The sequence below is a fragment of the Geodermatophilus sp. SYSU D00697 genome (assembly GCF_054050175.1).
The window spans coordinates 41,097-57,104 of sequence record NZ_JBJGYV010000010.1; the positions used below are offsets into that span (position 1 = coordinate 41,097).

16 protein-coding genes are annotated in these 16,008 nt (G+C 73.9%); 12 read left to right on the forward strand and 4 right to left on the reverse strand.

Annotated elements, in window-relative coordinates; all coding sequences use genetic code 11:
* The first annotated feature begins 71 nt into the window (after nucleotides 1-71).
* The 4 genes from atpD (at nucleotide 72) to ACI79C_RS10810 (ending at nucleotide 2,919) form a co-directional block, all read left to right on the forward strand.
* Nucleotides 72-1,508: a F0F1 ATP synthase subunit beta gene (gene atpD / locus ACI79C_RS10795; protein WP_456945649.1), complete on the forward strand. Its 1,437-nt coding sequence runs from the start codon at nucleotides 72-74 to the stop codon at nucleotides 1,506-1,508.
* Between the two features lie 249 nt (nucleotides 1,509-1,757).
* Entirely contained in the window at nucleotides 1,758-1,934 is a 177-nt protein-coding gene (locus ACI79C_RS10800) for a hypothetical protein (RefSeq protein ID WP_456945650.1), read from the forward strand.
* A 154-nt stretch (nucleotides 1,935-2,088) separates the two neighbouring features.
* Complete coding sequence (locus ACI79C_RS10805; protein WP_456945651.1) at nucleotides 2,089-2,478, forward strand: F0F1 ATP synthase subunit epsilon; 390 nt, start codon at nucleotides 2,089-2,091, stop codon at nucleotides 2,476-2,478.
* A gap of 39 nt (nucleotides 2,479-2,517) precedes the next feature.
* Nucleotides 2,518-2,919: a DUF2550 domain-containing protein gene (locus ACI79C_RS10810; protein ID WP_456945652.1), complete on the forward strand. Its 402-nt coding sequence runs from the start codon at nucleotides 2,518-2,520 to the stop codon at nucleotides 2,917-2,919.
* Nucleotides 2,920-2,925: 6 nt separating this feature from the next.
* Here ACI79C_RS10810 and ACI79C_RS10815 read toward each other — a convergent pair whose 3' ends face one another.
* Nucleotides 2,926-3,543: a cob(I)yrinic acid a,c-diamide adenosyltransferase gene (locus ACI79C_RS10815; protein WP_456945653.1), complete on the reverse strand. Its 618-nt coding sequence runs from the start codon at nucleotides 3,541-3,543 to the stop codon at nucleotides 2,926-2,928.
* Between the two features lie 134 nt (nucleotides 3,544-3,677).
* On the opposite strand from ACI79C_RS10815, the gene murA reads away from it, so the two are divergent.
* Entirely contained in the window at nucleotides 3,678-4,955 is a 1,278-nt protein-coding gene (gene murA, locus ACI79C_RS10820; protein WP_456945654.1) for a UDP-N-acetylglucosamine 1-carboxyvinyltransferase, read from the forward strand.
* Between the two features lie 89 nt (nucleotides 4,956-5,044).
* Here the strand turns inward: murA and ACI79C_RS10825 are convergent, their stop codons facing one another.
* Entirely contained in the window at nucleotides 5,045-5,365 is a 321-nt protein-coding gene (locus tag ACI79C_RS10825; protein WP_456945655.1) for a hypothetical protein, read from the reverse strand.
* A gap of 96 nt (nucleotides 5,366-5,461) precedes the next feature.
* Between ACI79C_RS10825 and ACI79C_RS10830 the strand changes: the two genes are divergently transcribed.
* Nucleotides 5,462-7,504, forward strand: a complete 2,043-nt coding sequence (locus ACI79C_RS10830) for a protein meaA (RefSeq protein ID WP_456945656.1) — start codon at nucleotides 5,462-5,464, stop codon at nucleotides 7,502-7,504.
* Between the two features lie 41 nt (nucleotides 7,505-7,545).
* Here ACI79C_RS10830 and ACI79C_RS10835 read toward each other — a convergent pair whose 3' ends face one another.
* Nucleotides 7,546-8,571: a Gfo/Idh/MocA family protein gene (locus tag ACI79C_RS10835; RefSeq protein WP_456945657.1), complete on the reverse strand. Its 1,026-nt coding sequence runs from the start codon at nucleotides 8,569-8,571 to the stop codon at nucleotides 7,546-7,548.
* A gap of 97 nt (nucleotides 8,572-8,668) precedes the next feature.
* Here ACI79C_RS10835 and ACI79C_RS10840 point away from each other — a divergent pair, with 97 nt between their 5' ends.
* The 4 genes from ACI79C_RS10840 to ACI79C_RS10855 all read left to right on the forward strand — a co-directional run bounded on the left by ACI79C_RS10840 (nucleotide 8,669) and on the right by ACI79C_RS10855 (nucleotide 12,447).
* Entirely contained in the window at nucleotides 8,669-9,883 is a 1,215-nt protein-coding gene (locus ACI79C_RS10840) for a diguanylate cyclase domain-containing protein (RefSeq protein WP_456945658.1), read from the forward strand.
* 9 nt (nucleotides 9,884-9,892) lie between these two features.
* On the forward strand, nucleotides 9,893-10,666 hold the full coding sequence (locus tag ACI79C_RS10845) for an enoyl-CoA hydratase-related protein (protein WP_456945659.1): 774 nt from the start codon (nucleotides 9,893-9,895) through the stop codon (nucleotides 10,664-10,666).
* A gap of 78 nt (nucleotides 10,667-10,744) precedes the next feature.
* On the forward strand, nucleotides 10,745-10,870 hold the full coding sequence (locus ACI79C_RS10850; protein WP_456945660.1) for a hypothetical protein: 126 nt from the start codon (nucleotides 10,745-10,747) through the stop codon (nucleotides 10,868-10,870).
* Nucleotides 10,871-11,103: 233 nt separating this feature from the next.
* Entirely contained in the window at nucleotides 11,104-12,447 is a 1,344-nt protein-coding gene (locus ACI79C_RS10855) for a dicarboxylate/amino acid:cation symporter (protein WP_456945661.1), read from the forward strand.
* Between the two features lie 57 nt (nucleotides 12,448-12,504).
* Here ACI79C_RS10855 and ACI79C_RS10860 read toward each other — a convergent pair whose 3' ends face one another.
* A complete protein-coding gene (locus ACI79C_RS10860; protein WP_456945662.1) occupies nucleotides 12,505-13,362 on the reverse strand; it encodes a hypothetical protein in 858 nt (285 codons plus the stop codon).
* A gap of 78 nt (nucleotides 13,363-13,440) precedes the next feature.
* Here ACI79C_RS10860 and nucS point away from each other — a divergent pair, with 78 nt between their 5' ends.
* Together nucS and ACI79C_RS10870 are read left to right on the forward strand one after the other, a co-directional pair.
* Nucleotides 13,441-14,112 (forward strand): endonuclease NucS, encoded by a 672-nt coding sequence (gene nucS / locus ACI79C_RS10865; RefSeq protein ID WP_456945663.1) that lies wholly within the window; start codon nucleotides 13,441-13,443, stop codon nucleotides 14,110-14,112.
* Nucleotides 14,113-14,221: 109 nt separating this feature from the next.
* Nucleotides 14,222-16,003, forward strand: coding sequence for a 3-hydroxyacyl-CoA dehydrogenase family protein (locus ACI79C_RS10870; protein ID WP_456945664.1), 1,782 nt, complete (start codon nucleotides 14,222-14,224; stop codon nucleotides 16,001-16,003).
* The last annotated feature ends 5 nt before the right edge of the window (nucleotides 16,004-16,008 follow it).

The following is a 16,008-nucleotide window of genomic DNA, read 5'->3' on the forward strand; positions in this document are numbered from 1 at the left end:
CCACCTCCCCGCGCGGCGGGGACACCGAAGACGCGAAGAACACCGAGCCCGAGGGCAGGAGAGCAGTAGAGATGACCGTCACCGAGGACCGTCCGACCACCCAGACGACCGGCCGCGTCGTCCGGGTCACCGGGCCGGTCGTCGACGTCGAGTTCCCGCGCGACGCGATGCCCGACCTGTTCAACGCCCTGAAGGTGGAGGTCACCCTCGCCGACCTGGGCAAGACGCTGACCCTCGAGGTCGCCCAGCACCTGGGCGACAACGTGGTCCGCACCATCTCGATGCAGCCGACCGACGGCCTCATCCGCGGTGCCGAGGTCGCCGACACCGGCTCGGCCATCTCCGTGCCGGTCGGCGACGTGACGACCGGTCACGTGTGGAACGCCCTCGGCGAGTGCCTGGACACCCCGGGCTACGGCGCGAACGCGCCGCGCTGGGAGATCCACCGCCACGCGCCGCGGTTCGACCAGCTCGAGGGCCGCACCGAGATGCTGGAGACCGGCATCAAGGTGATCGACCTGCTCACCCCCTACGTGGCGGGTGGGAAGATCGGCCTGTTCGGCGGCGCCGGCGTGGGCAAGACGGTGCTCATCCAGGAGATGATCCGCCGCGTCGCCCAGGAGTTCGGCGGTGTGTCGGTGTTCGCCGGCGTCGGCGAGCGCACCCGTGAGGGCAACGACCTGATCACGGAGATGACCGAGTCCGGGGTCATCGACTCCACGGCGCTGGTGTTCGGCCAGATGGACGAGCCGCCGGGCACCCGGCTGCGGGTGGCGCTCTCGGCGTTGACGATGGCGGAGTACTTCCGCGACGAGCAGGGCCAGGACGTGCTGCTTTTCATCGACAACATCTTCCGGTTCACCCAGGCCGGCTCCGAGGTCTCCACGCTCCTGGGCCGCATGCCCTCGGCCGTGGGGTACCAGCCGACGCTGGCCGACGAGATGGGCGAGCTGCAGGAGCGGATCACCTCGACCCGCGGCCACTCGATCACCTCGATGCAGGCGATCTACGTGCCCGCAGACGACATCACCGACCCGGCGCCGCACACCACCTTCGCCCACCTCGACGCGACGACGGTGCTCTCCCGGCCCATCTCGGAGAAGGGCATCTACCCGGCCGTGGACCCGCTGGACTCGACCAGCCGGATCCTCGACCCGCAGTACGTCGGGCAGGAGCACTACGCGGTCGCGCAGACGGTGAAGCAGGTGCTGCAGCGCTACCAGGAGCTGCAGGACATCATCGCCATCCTCGGCATCGACGAGCTCTCCGAGGAGGACAAGGTCACCGTCCAGCGGGCGCGGCGCGTCGAGCGCTTCCTCTCGCAGAACATGTTCGTGGCCGAGGCGTTCACCGGGCAGCCCGGGTCCTTCGTGCCGCTGGCGGAGACGCTGCAGGCCTTCAAGGCGATCACCGACGGCGAGTACGACCACGTCCCCGAGCAGGCGTTCTTCATGTGCGGTGGCCTCGAGGACCTCGAGCGCAACGCCGACAAGCTCAAGCGGGGCTGACGAAGGACCCCGCTGCCCCCCCGCTTCCCAGGCTCAGCGAGGGTCCCTGCAGCGGGGCCTCAGCGATGTCCCGGACGGCCGGGTCCCCTCGGGGGCCCGGCCGTCCGGCGTTCCGGGGTTTGAGCTCCCGGCCTTCTGCGCACACACGGACGAAAGCCCTGGTGCCGACCGGCTCAAGCGCGGGATGCTGCGTGCCGATCAACCAGGACGGAGAGCCCGGAGGGCCCGGGTGACGTACGGGAGAAGGCCGTGGACGCGACGACGGGGACCAGGTGGGACGGCGCCGACTGGAGCTGGCCGCCGTCCGCAGGCCCGTACGCCGGCCAGCAGCAGTACGTCACCGAGCGCTGGGCCCCGGCCTCGACCGTGCGTCACCCGTGGGTCCGGGTCGGCCGGTGGACGCTGCTCTACCGCCGGGCCGCCTGAGGGAGGACCCGTCCTCTCCGGGCCCGGTGCGCCGGGCGCGGGGATCGCCCGATCGGGGAGCACGGTGCGGCCGATACAGTGACGGTGACCCGTCGCCGCGTCCTCCCCGGACCGGTGACCCCGCACCGCCCGTCGGTGGACCCCGAGGAGTGTCGTGGCGACCCTGCAGGTCGAGTTGGTGGCCGTCGAGCGGCTGATCTGGTCAGGCGAGGCCAACATGGTCATCGCCCGCACCACCGAGGGCGAGCTCGGCGTCCTGCCCGGGCACGCGCCGCTGCTCGGCCAGCTCGCCGAGGGCGGTGTCGTGACCATCCGCACCGCCGAGGGCGAGGACCTCGTCGTGGCCGCGCACGGCGGCTTCCTGTCGGTCACCGACCGGGGCGTCTCGATCCTGGCCGAGACCGCGGAGATCTCCTCCGAGATCGACGTCGAGCGGGCCCGCGAGGCCCTGCGCCGCGCTGGGGACGCCGGGGACGACCCGGAGGCCCTGGCCGCCGCGCGCCGTGCGCAGTCGCGCCTGCGGGCGGCCGGACAGGACGCCTGAGCCCCGGCGGGACTCCTCCTCGATGCGCCGGCGCCCAGGATGACGACCGCACTGATCGTCCTGGCCGTCGCGCTCGTGGTCGGGCTCGTCGTCGCCTTCCTGCTGCGCCGGCGATTCCTGCTCTCCGGTCTGGGCGCGGTCACCATGTGGCTGCGGCCGGCCGGCTCGGCCCGCTGGTCGGTCGGGGTGGCCTGGTACGGCGGCGACGCGTTGCTCTGGTACCGGGCGCTGTCCCTGTCGCCGCGCCCCCAGCAGCGGCTGTGCCGCGCGGAGTTCCAGGTCGAGAGCCGGCGCGCGGTCACCCCCGAGGACGTGGCGCTGCCCCCGGACGTCGTCGTCCTGTCCTGTGCCACCGCCGCCGGGCCTCGCGAGCTGGCCATGGACCCGGCGACCGTGACCGGGTTCCTCTCCTGGGTGGAGTCCGCGCCGCCGGTCCGGTGAGCCGGGTCAGTCGGCCTCGCCGTGCGGGGCCGCGGCCCGTTGCGCGTGTGCACCGCTGTGCGCGCCGGGCTCCCACAACACGTCACCGCCGGGGTTGGCCACACGGGCGAGGATGAACAGCAGGTCCGACAGCCGGTTCAGGTAGCGGGCGGTCTCGGCGTTGGTGCGGTCGGCGTCGACGGCCAGCAGGGCCCAGACGCTGCGCTCGGCCCGGCGGACGACGACCCGAGCCTGGTGCAGCAGCGCGGCCAGCGGGGTGCCGCCGGGGAGGATGAAGCTGGTGAGCCGTGGTAGCGCCGCGTTGTGCGCGTCGCAGGCCGCCTCGAGCCGCTCGGTGTAGGCGGCCGTCACCCGCAGCGGCGGGAACTCCGGGTCCGGGGCGATCGGCGTGCTGAGGTCCGCGCCGACGTCGAACAGGTCGTTCTGCACGGTGCGCAGCAGCGCGGCGAGCTCGGGTTCCGGCGAACCGAGCGCCAGCGCGACGCCGAGCACGCTGTTGGCTTCGTCGACGTCGGCGTAGGCGGCAAGCCGCGGATCGGTCTTGGCCACCCGGCTCATGTCGCCGAGGTGGGTCTGCCCGGCGTCACCGGTCTTCGTGTAGATGCGGGTCAGCCGGACGGTCATGCCCGCAGCCTAGGAGAAGGGAGCCCTCGCCCCCTGGCCCCGTCCCGAGGTCCGTCCCGAGCGTGCGAGGGATGAGGACGGGGTCCTCCCCCTCGCGGCGGGACCCCGCAGCGGGGCCACCGTAGGGTGGTGCGGTGGAGTGCTTCGTGGTCACCGGCGGCACGGCCCTGAGCGGGCGGGTGCGCGTCACCGGCGCCAAGAACAGCGCCCTCAAGCTCATGGCCGCCGCGCTGCTGGCGTCGGGCCGCAGCGCCATCGAGGAGGTCCCGGACATCCTCGACGTCGCGATCATGAGCGAGGTGCTGCGCCGCCTCGGCTGCGACGTCACCTACGAGCGCCATCCGGTCGGCGGTGGCGGCCGGGTGGTGGTCGACGTCCCGGACGCGCCGGGCACCGAGACCGACTACGACCTGGTGCGCAAGATGCGCGCCTCGATCAGCGTGCTGGGCCCCCTCGTGGCGCGGTGCGGCTCGGCCCGGGTGGCGCTGCCCGGCGGGGACGCGATCGGCTCGCGCGGCCTGGACATGCACATCTCCGGCCTGGAGCGGCTGGGCGCACGGATCGAGAGCGAGCACGGCTTCCTCGTCGCCACCGCACCGCGGCTGACCGGCACGTCGATCTGGCTGGACTTCCCCTCCGTGGGGGCGACGGAGAACCTGGTCATGGCCGCGGTCCTCGCCGAGGGCACCACGGTCATCGACAACGCGGCCCGCGAGCCCGAGATCGTCGACCTCTGCGCCATGCTCACCGCGATGGGGGCCACCATCGACGGGGCGGGCACCTCGACCATCACCGTGGAGGGCGTGACCGAGCTCAAGCCGGTCACCTACACGACCGTGCCCGACCGGATCGTCGCCGGCACGTGGGCCATCGGCGCGGTGATGACCCGCGGGGACGTCGTCATCGAGCGGGCGGTCGCCGACCACCTCACCGTCGCCCTGGACAAGCTCGTCGACGCCGGCGCGCACGTCGATCCGCTGCCCGACGGGGTGCGCGTCGCCATGACCGAGCGGCCGCGCGGGGTGGACGTCGTCACGCTGCCCTACCCGGGCTTCCCGACCGACCTGCAGCCGATGGCGGTCGCGCTCGCGGCGGTCTCCACCGGCACGGCGCTGATCACCGAGAACGTGTTCGAGGGCCGGTTCATGTTCGTCAACGAGCTGGTGCGGCTGGGTGCCTCGGTGCGCATCGACGGGCACCACGCCGTCGTCCGCGGGCGCGAGCGGCTCTCCAGCGCGCCGGTGCTGGCCACCGACATCCGCGCCGGAGCCGGGCTGGTGCTGGCCGGGCTGGTCTCCGACGGCGTCACCGAGGTGCAGGACGTCCACCACGTCGACCGCGGATACCCGGACTTCGTCGAGCACCTGCGCGGCCTCGGGGTGCAGATCGAGCGGATCCAGCGCCCGGACTGACGAAGGGCCCTCATGCCCCCCGGACCTCGCTCCGCTCGGCGCGGGCCCCTGCACGCGGGCCGTCCTGAGCACCCGGTCGGGGCTCGAGCTCACGTGCCGGGGAAGGACGACGCCAGCCGGCGGGCCCGGTCGGCGTCCTCGGGGAAGACGAGCACGTCAGCGCGGTGCGGCCCGGGGCAGCGGACCGTGGAGCGGATGCCGGCGTCGGAGAGGACCGCCCGCAGGGCCAGGGCGGACTCGCGGCGGGAGAGCGTGGCGACGCGGGTCAGGAGCCCGTCGTCGGACGGCGGGCGGCGGCGTTCATCAGAGCCGAAGGCCCAGCGCAGGAACAGCGCGAGGAGCGCCAGGACCGCGAAGGCGATCACCGGCCCCACCAGGGGGTGCAGGGTGCTGCCCGCCCCGTTCGGCATGGGCGACCTCCTCGCGCGTGCCCCCGTGAGTGTGCCACCGCCACCTCCGGCCGCGACGGTGCTACTGACGGGTAACGAGCCCTACACTCCGCGGGCATGCCGTTCCCCTCGACGCCGGAGGACCGCGACCGACCCTGGGTCATGCGGACCTACGCCGGACACTCCTCGCCGGCGGAGTCCAACGCGCTGTACCGGCGGAACCTGGCGAAGGGCCAGACCGGCCTCTCGGTGGCCTTCGACCTGCCGACGCAGACCGGTTACGACCCCGACGACGAGCTGGCGGTGGGGGAGGTCGGCAAGGTCGGCGTCCCGGTCGCGCACCTCGGCGACATGCGGGCGCTCTTCGACGGCATCCCGCTCGGCGAGATGAACACGTCGATGACGATCAACGCCACGGCGATGTGGCTGCTCGCCCTCTACCAGACGGTGGCCCAGGAGCAGGCGGAGCGCAGGGGCTCCGATCCGGACGCAGTCCTGGCGGAGCTCGCCGGGACGACGCAGAACGACATCATCAAGGAGTACCTGTCGCGGGGGACCTACGTCTTCCCACCCGGGCCCTCGATGCGGCTGGCCACCGACATGGTCGCCTACACCGTGACGGCGATGCCGAGGTGGAACCCGATCAACATCTGCAGCTACCACCTGCAGGAGGCCGGGGCGACGCCGGTGCAGGAGATCGCCTACGCGCTCTCGACCGCGATCGCCGTCCTGGACTCGGTGCGCGACTCCGGGCAGGTGCCGCCCGAGCGCTTCGGCGAGGTGGTCGCGCGCATCTCCTTCTTCGTGAACGCGGGTGTCCGGTTCGTCGAGGAGATGTGCAAGATGCGCGCCTTCGCCCGTCTCTGGGACGAGCTGACCGAGCAGCGCTACGGCGTGCAGGACCCCCGGCAGCGGCGGTTCCGCTACGGCGTCCAGGTCAACTCGCTGGGCCTGACCGAGGCGCAGCCGGAGAACAACGTCCAGCGGATCGTGCTGGAGATGCTGGCGGTCACCCTCTCGCGGGACGCGCGGGCCCGCGCGGTCCAGTTGCCGGCCTGGAACGAGGCCCTCGGCCTGCCCCGTCCGTGGGACCAGCAGTGGTCGCTGCGGCTGCAGCAGGTGCTCGCCCACGAGACGGACCTGCTGGAGTACGAGGACCTGTTCACCGGGTCGGTCGTCGTCGAGGCGAAGGTCGGCGAGCTGGTGGAGGGGGCCCGGGAGGAGATGGCCCGGGTCGCCGAGCTGGGCGGCGCGGTCGCCGCGGTCGAGTCCGGGTACATGAAGGGCCGGCTGGTCGCCTCGCTCGCCGAGCGGCGGCGGCGGCTCGAGAGCGGGGAGGACGTCGTCGTCGGCGTCAACCGCTTCGAGACGACCGAGCCCAACCCGCTGCTGGCCGACCTCGACGCCGCCATCCAGGTGGTCGACCCGGCGGTCGAGGCCGCGGCCTGCGCGGCGGTGCGGTCGTGGCGCGCCCAGCGTGACCCGGAGCCGGTGCGGCGGGCCCTCGAGCGCCTCCGGGCGGCGGCCGGCACGGACGAGAACCTCATGGCCGCCACCCTCGACTGCGCCAGCGCGGGCGTGACCACGGGGGAGTGGGCCGGGGTGCTGCGCGAGGTGTTCGGCGAGTACCGGGCGCCCACCGGCGTCGCCGCGGCCGGCGGGGGTGGGCCGGCCGACGCGACGCTGGCCGGCGTCCGGGAGCGGGTCCGGGCCACGGGGGAGGAGCTGGGCGGCCGGCTGCGGTTCCTCGTCGGCAAGCCGGGCCTGGACGGGCACTCCAACGGCGCCGAGCAGATCGCCGTCCGCGCCCGGGACGCCGGCTTCGAGGTGGTCTACCAGGGCATCCGGCTGACCCCGGCGCAGATCGTGTCCGCGGCGGTGGAGGAGGACGTCGACGTCGTCGGGCTGTCGGTGCTCTCGGGCTCCCACCTGCAGGTGGTCCCGGCGGTGCTGCGCGGCCTGCGCGAGGCCGGGCTCGACGACGTCCCCGTGGTGGTCGGCGGGATCATCCCGGACAGCGACGCGCGCCGGCTGCGCGAGCAGGGGGTCGCCCGCGTCTTCACGCCCAAGGACGTCGGCCTCACCGACATCATGGGCCAGGTCGTCGACGTCGTCCGCGAGGCCCGCGGCCTCGACGCGAGGACCCCCGCGAACGCCTGAGCGGGGTGGGAGTGCGCGGGAGGCGCGCCCCTCCCACTCCGCTACAGCGGGACGACGACGCCCTCGGTCGCGCTGCGCCGCGCGGCGTCGAGGACGGTGGCGGTGGCGACGGCGTCCCACGGGTCGACCGGCACCGGCCCCTGCCCGCGCACGGCGGCGGCGAAGGCCGGGTGGACGGTGTCCCAGCGCCCGCGGTGGGTCGGCACCGTCTCGCCGTCGTCCCCACGGCGCAGCCGGCCCCACCGCTCCTCCGGCTCGGTGCCCCACCGCTCGCCGAGGGTCGCCGGCGTCTCCCCGGTCAGCAGCAGCGCCTCCTGCCCGTCCATCGGACCGCCGACGACGTAGGCGCCCTCGGTGCCGGCGACCCGGAACCGGTCGCCGGGCGCGCCCTGGCTCCAGCTGCCCTCCAGGTGCGAGCGGGCGCCGTCGGCGTGGGTCAGGGCCACGAAGACGTCGTCGTCGAGGCCGTCGTCGCGCAGTCGCCACTCGGCGTAGACCGCGGTGACCGGGCCCAGCAGGACGAGGGCCTGGTCGACCAGGTGGCTGCCGAAGTCCAGCAGCGTGCCGCCCCCGGAGGCCGGCGGGCCGGGCTCGGGGGCGAAGCGCTCGAAGCGCGACTCGAACCGGGTGACCGTGCCCAGCCGTCCGTCGGCGACCAGCGCGCGGACGGTGCGGAAGTCGGAGTCCCAGCGACGGTTCTGGTACGGCGTCAGGGGCAGGCGCCGCGCGGCGGCCAGCTGCACCGTCCCGCGGGCGGCCGCGGCGTCCAGCGCGAACGGCTTGTCGCAGAGCACGGCCAGGCCCAGTTGCAGCGCCTGCTCGGTCAGCGCGGTGTGGGTGTCGGCCGGCGTCGAGATCGCGACCGCCTCGGCGCCGGCGGCGGCCAGCTCCTCCAGCGAGGCGAACGTCGCCAGCCCGGGGTGGTCAGCGGCCACCTGCGCGCGCCGCTCGGGCGAGGTGGTCACGACCCCGAGCAGCTCGCACTCCGGGGCGGCGGCCAGCAGGGGTGCGTGGAAGTACCGGCCGCCGAAGCCGTACCCCACCAGGCCGAACCGGACGGGATCCATGCGGCGATCATGCCCGAGCCCGCGCCTGCCGGACCTCCGAGACCAGCCGTACCGCTGTGCACACACATCGTCACCGACACCCGCTACGGTGCCGCGCGTGGAGAGCCCCCGCCTCGCCGTGGCCGACCCCGACCGGCTCGCCGCGATCGCCAGCTACCGGCTCGGCGGGCACGCCGGCGACGCCGACCTCGACGCCGTGGTCGCCTACATGGCCCGTGCGCTGGACGCACCCATCGCGGTGATCAACCTCGTCGGCCCGGACCTGCAGTGCTTCCCCGCAGAGATCGGCGTCGGCGTGCCGTTCTCCGACGTCCCCGACGAGCTGTCCTTCTGCGCCTACGTGGTGGCGATGCGGGAGCCGCTGGAGGTGTCCGACGCGCTGGCGCACCCGGTGTTCGCGGAGAACCCGGCGGTGGCGGCCGGCGCGATCCGCTCCTACCTCGGGGTGCCCCTGATCGACGAGGACGGCTTCGTCCTCGGGTCCCTGGGCGTCTTCGACGACGACGTCCGCTGCTTCTCGGGGGAGGACCTCGACACGCTGGAGATCCAGGTCCGCCTCGTGCGCAGCGTGCTCTCGCTGCGGCGCCAGGTCGCGGCGCACCGGTGGGACGCCCGCCTGCTGGCGGCGCAGGGCCGGGCGCTCGAGGCCGTGGCCACCGGCGCTCCGCTGGAGGCGGTCCTCGACCTGCTCTCCGCCGCGGTCCGCGACCTGGCGCCGGACGCCGACGTCGAGCAGCAGCGGGCCCTGACCGAGACCGTCGACCGGCTGACCGCCGTGGCCGCCGACGCCGACGGGTGGCGCCGGGCGATGACCCGGGTGGCGCGGCAGGACTCCCTGACCGGGCTGGCCAACCGCGCCCACCTCCTCGACGCCGGCCGGGCGGCGCTCACCGGTGGCGGCGCCGTCCTGTTCATCGACGTCGATCGGTTCAAGGAGGTCAACGACCGCGGGGGACACGCGGTCGGCGACCAGCTGCTCGTCCGGCTCGCCGACCGCCTGCGCGCCCAGCTGGTGGACGTCCCGGACGCGGTGGTGGGACGGCTCGGCGGCGACGAGTTCGCCGCCGTCCTGCCCGGGGTGGACCGGGCGGCGGCCGAGACGGTCGGGGAGCGTCTCGTCGCCGCGCTGGTGGACGAGGTCGTGGTGGGACGGCGCAGCGTGCGGGTGTCGGCGAGCATCGGGCTGGCCATGGCCGCGCCGGGGGTGTCCTTCGAGGAGGTGCTGCAGGAGGCCGACCTGGCCATGTACGGCGCCAAGGCGAGCGGCCGGGGACGTCTGGACAGCGGTCACCGCCCCGTCGAGGTCCGCTAGCGTCGGGCCATGAGTGGAGACGGTGCACCCCGGGTCGCCCGCGACGGCGACGTCGTCACCATCACGATGTGCCGACCCGCCAAGCGCAACGCCCTCTCGCGGGAGCACCTCGGCCAGCTGCTCGCCGCGGTCACCGAGGTGGGGGAGAGCGACGCGGCCGGGATCGTGCTGGCGGCCGAGGGGCCGGTGTTCAGCGCCGGCCACGACTTCGCCGACGTCGCGGGCCGTCCGGTGACCGAGGTGCGCAGCCTGCTGCAGCTGTGCACCGAGCTGATGCAGACCCTCCAGGGCGTGCCGCAGGTGGTGCTGGCCCGGGTGCACGCCCTGGCCACCGCCGCCGGCTGCCAGCTGGTCGCCTCCTGCGACCTCGCCGTCGCCGCGGAGTCGGCCGGCTTCGCCGCTCCGGGCGGCAAGGGCGGCTGGTTCTGCCACACGCCGATGGTCGCGATCGCCCGCAACGTGGGCCGCAAACGGGCCATGGAGCTGGCCCTCACCGGCGACGTCATCGACGCCGCCACCGCGCTGGACTGGGGCCTGGTCAACCGGGTCGTCCCCGACGCCGAGCTCGACGCGGCCGTCGCCGACCTCATGGCCCGCGCCACCCGGGGTTCGCGGGCGAGCAAGGCCTGGGGCAAGCAGACGATGTACGCCCAGCTCGACCGCCCGGAACGGGACGCCTACGCGACCGCCGTCGAGGTCATGGCCTCGGCCAGCCAGCTCCCCGGCGCCGTCGAGGGGATGACCTCCTTCCTGGAGAAGCGCCGGCCGGTCTGGCCGGACTAGGCCCTCAGGTGTGCGCGCCGTGCGGTTCGGGGTAGGGCTGCGGCGACCACGTCGAGCGGGGAAGGGCAGGTCCAGCGCATGAGCGAGCAGGCTCCGGAGGACGAGGTCGAGCGGGGCGGGATGGACGAGGCGAGCGACGCCCCGCTCACCGAGACCGAGATCGAGACGTCCAAGAAGCCCGAGGACCGGGACAGCGACGTCTGACGAGCCGGTCGGCGCCGCCTCCGGGGAGGGCTCCGGAGGCGGCGCCGCGCGCGGTGAATCCGGACACACCGGGGATGGTCGGGACCGCGGGGCGCCTTGACCCCTGCGTGCGCAACGTCTGGGGGCTCACCCGCCGGCGCGCGCTCGACTTCGGACGGATGACGGCCGACGGCTGAGTGCGCGCGCCGCGCCTCGTCGTCCCCTCCCCGAACTCCCCGGAAGGCACCCTCCCCGTGCTCGCTCGTCTCCGCCGCGTCCCCTTCGCGGCGCAGGTCCTCCTCGGCCTCGTCCTGGGCATCGCCCTCGGCCTCGTCGCCCGGGACATGGGTCCCGTCGGTGACGGCACCCCGAACTGGCTGACCAGCACCCTCCAGACCGTCGGCAGCACCTTCGTGACGCTGCTCAAGGTCCTCGTCCCACCTCTGATCGTCACCGCCGTGATCGTCAGCATCGCCAACCTCAAGCAGGTCTCCAACGCCGCCCGGCTGGCCGGCCAGACCCTGCTGTGGTTCGGCATCACCGCGCTGATCGCGGTCTCCCTCGGCATCGGCCTGGGGCTGCTCACCGAGCCCGGCCGCAACAGCTCGGTCGACGCCGCCGCCCAGGAGGTGCCCGAGACCACCGGCTCCTGGTGGGACTTCCTCACCGGCCTGGTGCCGCACAACATCCTGGGCCTGCAGTCCTCGCCCGAGGGCGACCTGTCGTTCAACGTCCTCCAGCTGATCGTGCTGGCCGTGGCGATCGGCGTCGCCGCGCTCAAGGTCGGTGAGCCCGCCGAGCCGTTCCTCGCGCTGACCCGCTCGGCCCTGGCGATCGTCCAGAAGGTGCTGTGGTGGGTCATCCTGCTGGCCCCGCTGGGCACCGTCGGCCTGATCGGCAACGCGGTCGCCAGCTACGGCTGGGAGTCCCTGGGGTCGCTCGGCGTCTTCGCCGGCGCCGTCTACGCCGGGCTCGCGCTCGTGCTGTTCGTCGTCTACCCGGTGCTCCTGCGACTGCACGGCCTCTCGCCGCTGCGCTGGTTCGCCGGCGCCTGGCCCGCGATCCAGCTGGCCTTCGTGTCGCGCTCGTCGATCGGCACCCTGCCGGTGACCGAGCGGGTCACCGAGCAGAACCTCGGCGTCCCGCGGTCCTACGCCTCCTTCGCCGTCCCGCTGGGCGCGACGACGAAGATGGACGGCTGCGCGGCGATCTACCCGGCCCTGGCGGCCATCTTCGTGGCGCAGTTCTTCGGCGTGGACCTGTCGATCACCGACTACCTGCTCATCGCCCTGGTCTCGGTCGTCGGCTCGGCCGCCACCGCCGGGGTCACCGGCGCGGTGGTCATGCTGACCCTGACCCTCTCCACGCTGGGCCTGCCGCTGGCCGGGGTCGGCCTGCTCCTGGCGATCGACCCGATCCTCGACATGGGCCGCACCGCGGTGAACGTCGCCGGCCAGGCGCTGGTCCCGACGATCGTCGCGAAGCGCGAGGGCATCCTCGACCTGGAGCGGTACCGGTCCACGTCGACGGTCGACCCGCTGGCCCGCGTCGACGTCGACGGGACCGACGCCGACCGGCGCGAGCCCGCCACGGTCTAGCGGCCGCACACCTCACGGGCCCGGTCCTCCCTCGGGAGGGCCGGGCCCGCGTCGTCCCTACTGCTGCCGGAGGTCCGCACAGCCGGTCTCGTGCGGGAGCAGCGGCCGCAGGGTGAGCGCCCAGTGGCTGCCGTCCTCCGCCGTCCAGGGGGTGAGGGCGTTGGCGCCGGCCGCCGCGTCGAGGACGGCCGCGGCCTCGGCCCCGCGCGCGACCACGCAGGACAGGCCCAGCCGCGCCTCCAGCGGCTCACCGGGCAGCGCCGGGCCGGGCCAGGCCACCTCCGGCTGCACCAGCTCCGGCTCGGGGCCGGGCGCCCACGCGGTGACCACGGCGGCGACCGCGTCCGGCCGGTAGGACTCCGGCCCCGCGGCGCCGAACGGTCCCTCCGGTGAGGTGAGCACGTCGACCAGGCCCATCAGCTCGCCGCGGGTGGTCTGCTGCTCGGGGGTCAGGCCGCCGTCGTCGGGCAGCGCGAAGAGCGCCTGCACCTCCCGCACGTAGGTGCCCTCCTCGGTGACGAGGGTGAAGCGGGTCGCCGGGGCGTCGGCGACCGGTGGGCTGCCGAGGTCGCCGGTCTCGGTCACGCCGGAGGCCACGGCCCGGTCGACGACGGTCTGCACGCCGGCCTCGTCGAGCTGCCACACCAGCAGGTTGGGCAGGGCGGGGGCGGGATAGATCGCGATCTGCGGACCCTGGGCGATCACCCGGCCGTCGGAGTAGACGGTGACCAGCGGCAGGCGGCCGGCGAGCATCTCCGGGGTCACGAACCCGCCGACGTGCTCGACCTGCAGCACCAGCCGGCCCGGGCCCTCGGCCGGCGGGGTCGGCCGGGTGCCGGCATCCCCCCGCTGGGCGCAGGCGGACAGCAGCAGGAGCAGCACCAGGGCGGCAGCGGGGCGCAGGGCTCTGGTCACGGCGTCAGGATGCCCCCGTCGCGCGCCCCGTCCCGCCGTCCCGGCCCGGTCGTTAGCGGTTCGGTACCGTCGGACCCCGTGCGCCTGGTCATCGCCCGCTGCTCGGTCGACTACATCGGGCGGCTCACCGCCCACCTGCCGATGGCCCCGCGCCTGCTCCTGGTCAAGGCGGACGGATCGGTGTCGGTCCACGCCGACGACCGGGCCTACAAGCCGCTGAACTGGATGAGCCCGCCCTGCGCGCTCAAGGAGCAGCTCGCCGACGGCAGCGGCACGTGGACGGTGACGAACAAGGCCGGCGAGCAGCTGGTCATCACCATCGAGTCGGTCGAGCACGACTCCTCGCACGAGCTCGGCGTCGACCCGGGCCTGCAGAAGGACGGCGTGGAGGCCGAGCTGCAGCGGCTGCTGGCCCTGCACGTCGAGACCTTCGGGACCGGCTGGTCGCTGGTGCGCCGCGAGTACCCGACCGCCATCGGCCCGGTGGACCTGCTCTGCCGGGACGCCTCGGGTGCCACCGTGGCCGTGGAGGTCAAGCGCCGCGGGGAGATCGACGGCGTGGAGCAGCTGACCCGCTACCTGGAGCTGCTCAACCGCGACCCGCTGCTCGCGCCGGTCCGCGGGGTGTTCGCCGCGCAGGAGATCAAGCCGCAGGCGCGGGTGCTCGCCGGTGACCGGGGCATCGAGTGCCTGACCGTCGACTACGCCGTGCTCAAGGGCACCGACGACCCCTCCCAGCGGCTGTTCTGACGGTTACCGGCTGGTAGGCCGCCATCCCCGGGACCGGTCCCGGGTGGGAGACTGCCCCCGACTCCGGACGACGGTGCCGGGGGCACCGCAGCTCGAGGGAGATGGCAGCGTGGCCAGGGAACTGAACGAGGTCGGCGTCGTGGGCCTGGGCACCATGGGCGCCGGCATCGCCGAGGTGCTCGCCCGGGCGGGCCTGGCGGTGACCGCCGTCGACGTCGACGAGGCAGCGGTGGGCCGCGGGCGCCAGCACCTCGAGCACTCCACCGACCGGGCGGTCCGCCGCGGCAAGCTCGACGCCGCCGACCGCGACGCCATCCTCGGCCGGATCCGCTTCAGCACGTCGCTGGAGGACCTCGCGCAGGCCGAACTGGTCATCGAGGCCGTCCCCGAGCGGATGGAGCTCAAGCGCGAGATCTTCTCCGCGCTGGACAAGATCTGCCCGCCGGACACCATCCTCGCCACGAACACCTCCAGCCTGTCGGTCACCGAGATCTCCGTGGCCACCGGCCGGCCGAGCAAGGTCATCGGGATGCACTTCTTCAACCCGGCGCCGGTCATGAAGCTGGTGGAGGTGGTGCGCACCGTCGTCACCGAGCCGTCGGTGGTCGAGGACGTCGAGGCGCTGGCCGAGCGGCTGGGCAAGGTGGACGTGACCATCGGCGACAAGGCCGGGTTCATCGCGAACGCGCTGCTGTTCGGCTACCTCAACCACGCGGTCTCGATGTACGAGAACCACTACGCCAGCCGCGAGGACATCGACGCGGCCATGCGGCTGGGCTGCGGCCTGCCGATGGGCCCGCTGGCGCTGATGGACCTCATCGGCATCGACACCGCCTACGAGATCCTCGACACGATGTACAAGCAGTCGCGCAACCGGCTGCACGCGCCCACCCCGGTCATCAAGCAGATGATGACCGCGGGCCTGCTGGGCCGGAAGGTCGGCCGCGGCTTCTACACCTACGCCGAGCGGGACTCCGCGGAGGTCGTGCCCGACGCGCTCACCCCGGCTCCGGACAGCGCCGTCGAAGGGGCCCGCCCGGTGCGCCGCGTCGGGGTCGTGGGCTCGGGCACCATGGCGACGGGGATCGTCGAGGTGGCCGCCAAGGCCGGCTACGAGGTCGTCTTCGTCGCCCGCACCCTGGACAAGGCCGAGGCGGTGCAGGCCGCGCTGGGCAGGTCGCTGGACAAGCAGGTGGTCCGCGGCCGGCTCGAGGAGGCCGACCGCGACGCGGCGCTGCGCCGGGTCACGCCCAGCACCTCCCTCGACGACCTCGCCGACGTCGACCTGGTCGTCGAGGCGGTCGTCGAGCACCTCGGCGTCAAGCAGGCGCTGTTCGCCAACCTGGACGAGATCTGCAAGCCCGGCGCGGTCCTGGCCACGACCACCTCGAGCCTGCCGGTGATCGAGTGCGCCCGCGCCAGTGGCCGCCAGGCCGACGTCGTGGGCCTGCACTTCTTCAACCCCGCCCCGGTGATGAAGCTGGTGGAGGTCGTCTCCACGATCGCGACCGCACCCGACGTCGCGGCCACCGCGCACGCGGTCGCCCTGCAGCTGGGCAAGCACCCGGTGTCCTGCACCGACCGGGCCGGGTTCATCGTCAACGCGCTGCTGTTCCCCTACCTCAACGACGCGGTGAAGATGCTCGAGGCGCACTACGCGACCGCCGACGACATCGACGCGGCGATGAAGGTCGGCTGCGGGTACCCGATGGGCCCCTTCGAGCTGCTCGACGTGGTGGGCCTCGACGTCGCGCTGGCCATCGAGCGGGAGCTCTACACCGAGTTCCGCGAGCCCGGGTTCGCCCCGGCGCCGCTGCTCGAGCACCTGGTCACCGCCGGCTACCTGGGCCGCAAGGCCGGCCGCGGCTTCCGCGACCACGCCGCCCGCTGAGCCCC

Excerpts from the sequence above, each read along its gene's own strand:
- atpD (WP_456945649.1), top strand. The coding sequence starts at position 72 with ATGACCGTCACCGAGGACCGTCCGACCACCCAGACGACCGGCCGCGTC.
- ACI79C_RS10810 (WP_456945652.1), top strand. The coding sequence starts at position 2,518 with ATGACGACCGCACTGATCGTCCTGGCCGTCGCGCTCGTGGTCGGGCTC.
- ACI79C_RS10815 (WP_456945653.1), bottom strand. The coding sequence starts at position 3,543 with ATGACCGTCCGGCTGACCCGCATCTACACGAAGACCGGTGACGCCGGG.
- ACI79C_RS10825 (WP_456945655.1), bottom strand. The coding sequence starts at position 5,365 with ATGCCGAACGGGGCGGGCAGCACCCTGCACCCCCTGGTGGGGCCGGTG.
- ACI79C_RS10830 (WP_456945656.1), top strand. The coding sequence starts at position 5,462 with ATGCCGTTCCCCTCGACGCCGGAGGACCGCGACCGACCCTGGGTCATG.
- ACI79C_RS10835 (WP_456945657.1), bottom strand. The coding sequence starts at position 8,571 with ATGGATCCCGTCCGGTTCGGCCTGGTGGGGTACGGCTTCGGCGGCCGG.
- ACI79C_RS10845 (WP_456945659.1), top strand. The coding sequence starts at position 9,893 with ATGAGTGGAGACGGTGCACCCCGGGTCGCCCGCGACGGCGACGTCGTC.
- ACI79C_RS10850 (WP_456945660.1), top strand. The coding sequence starts at position 10,745 with ATGAGCGAGCAGGCTCCGGAGGACGAGGTCGAGCGGGGCGGGATGGAC.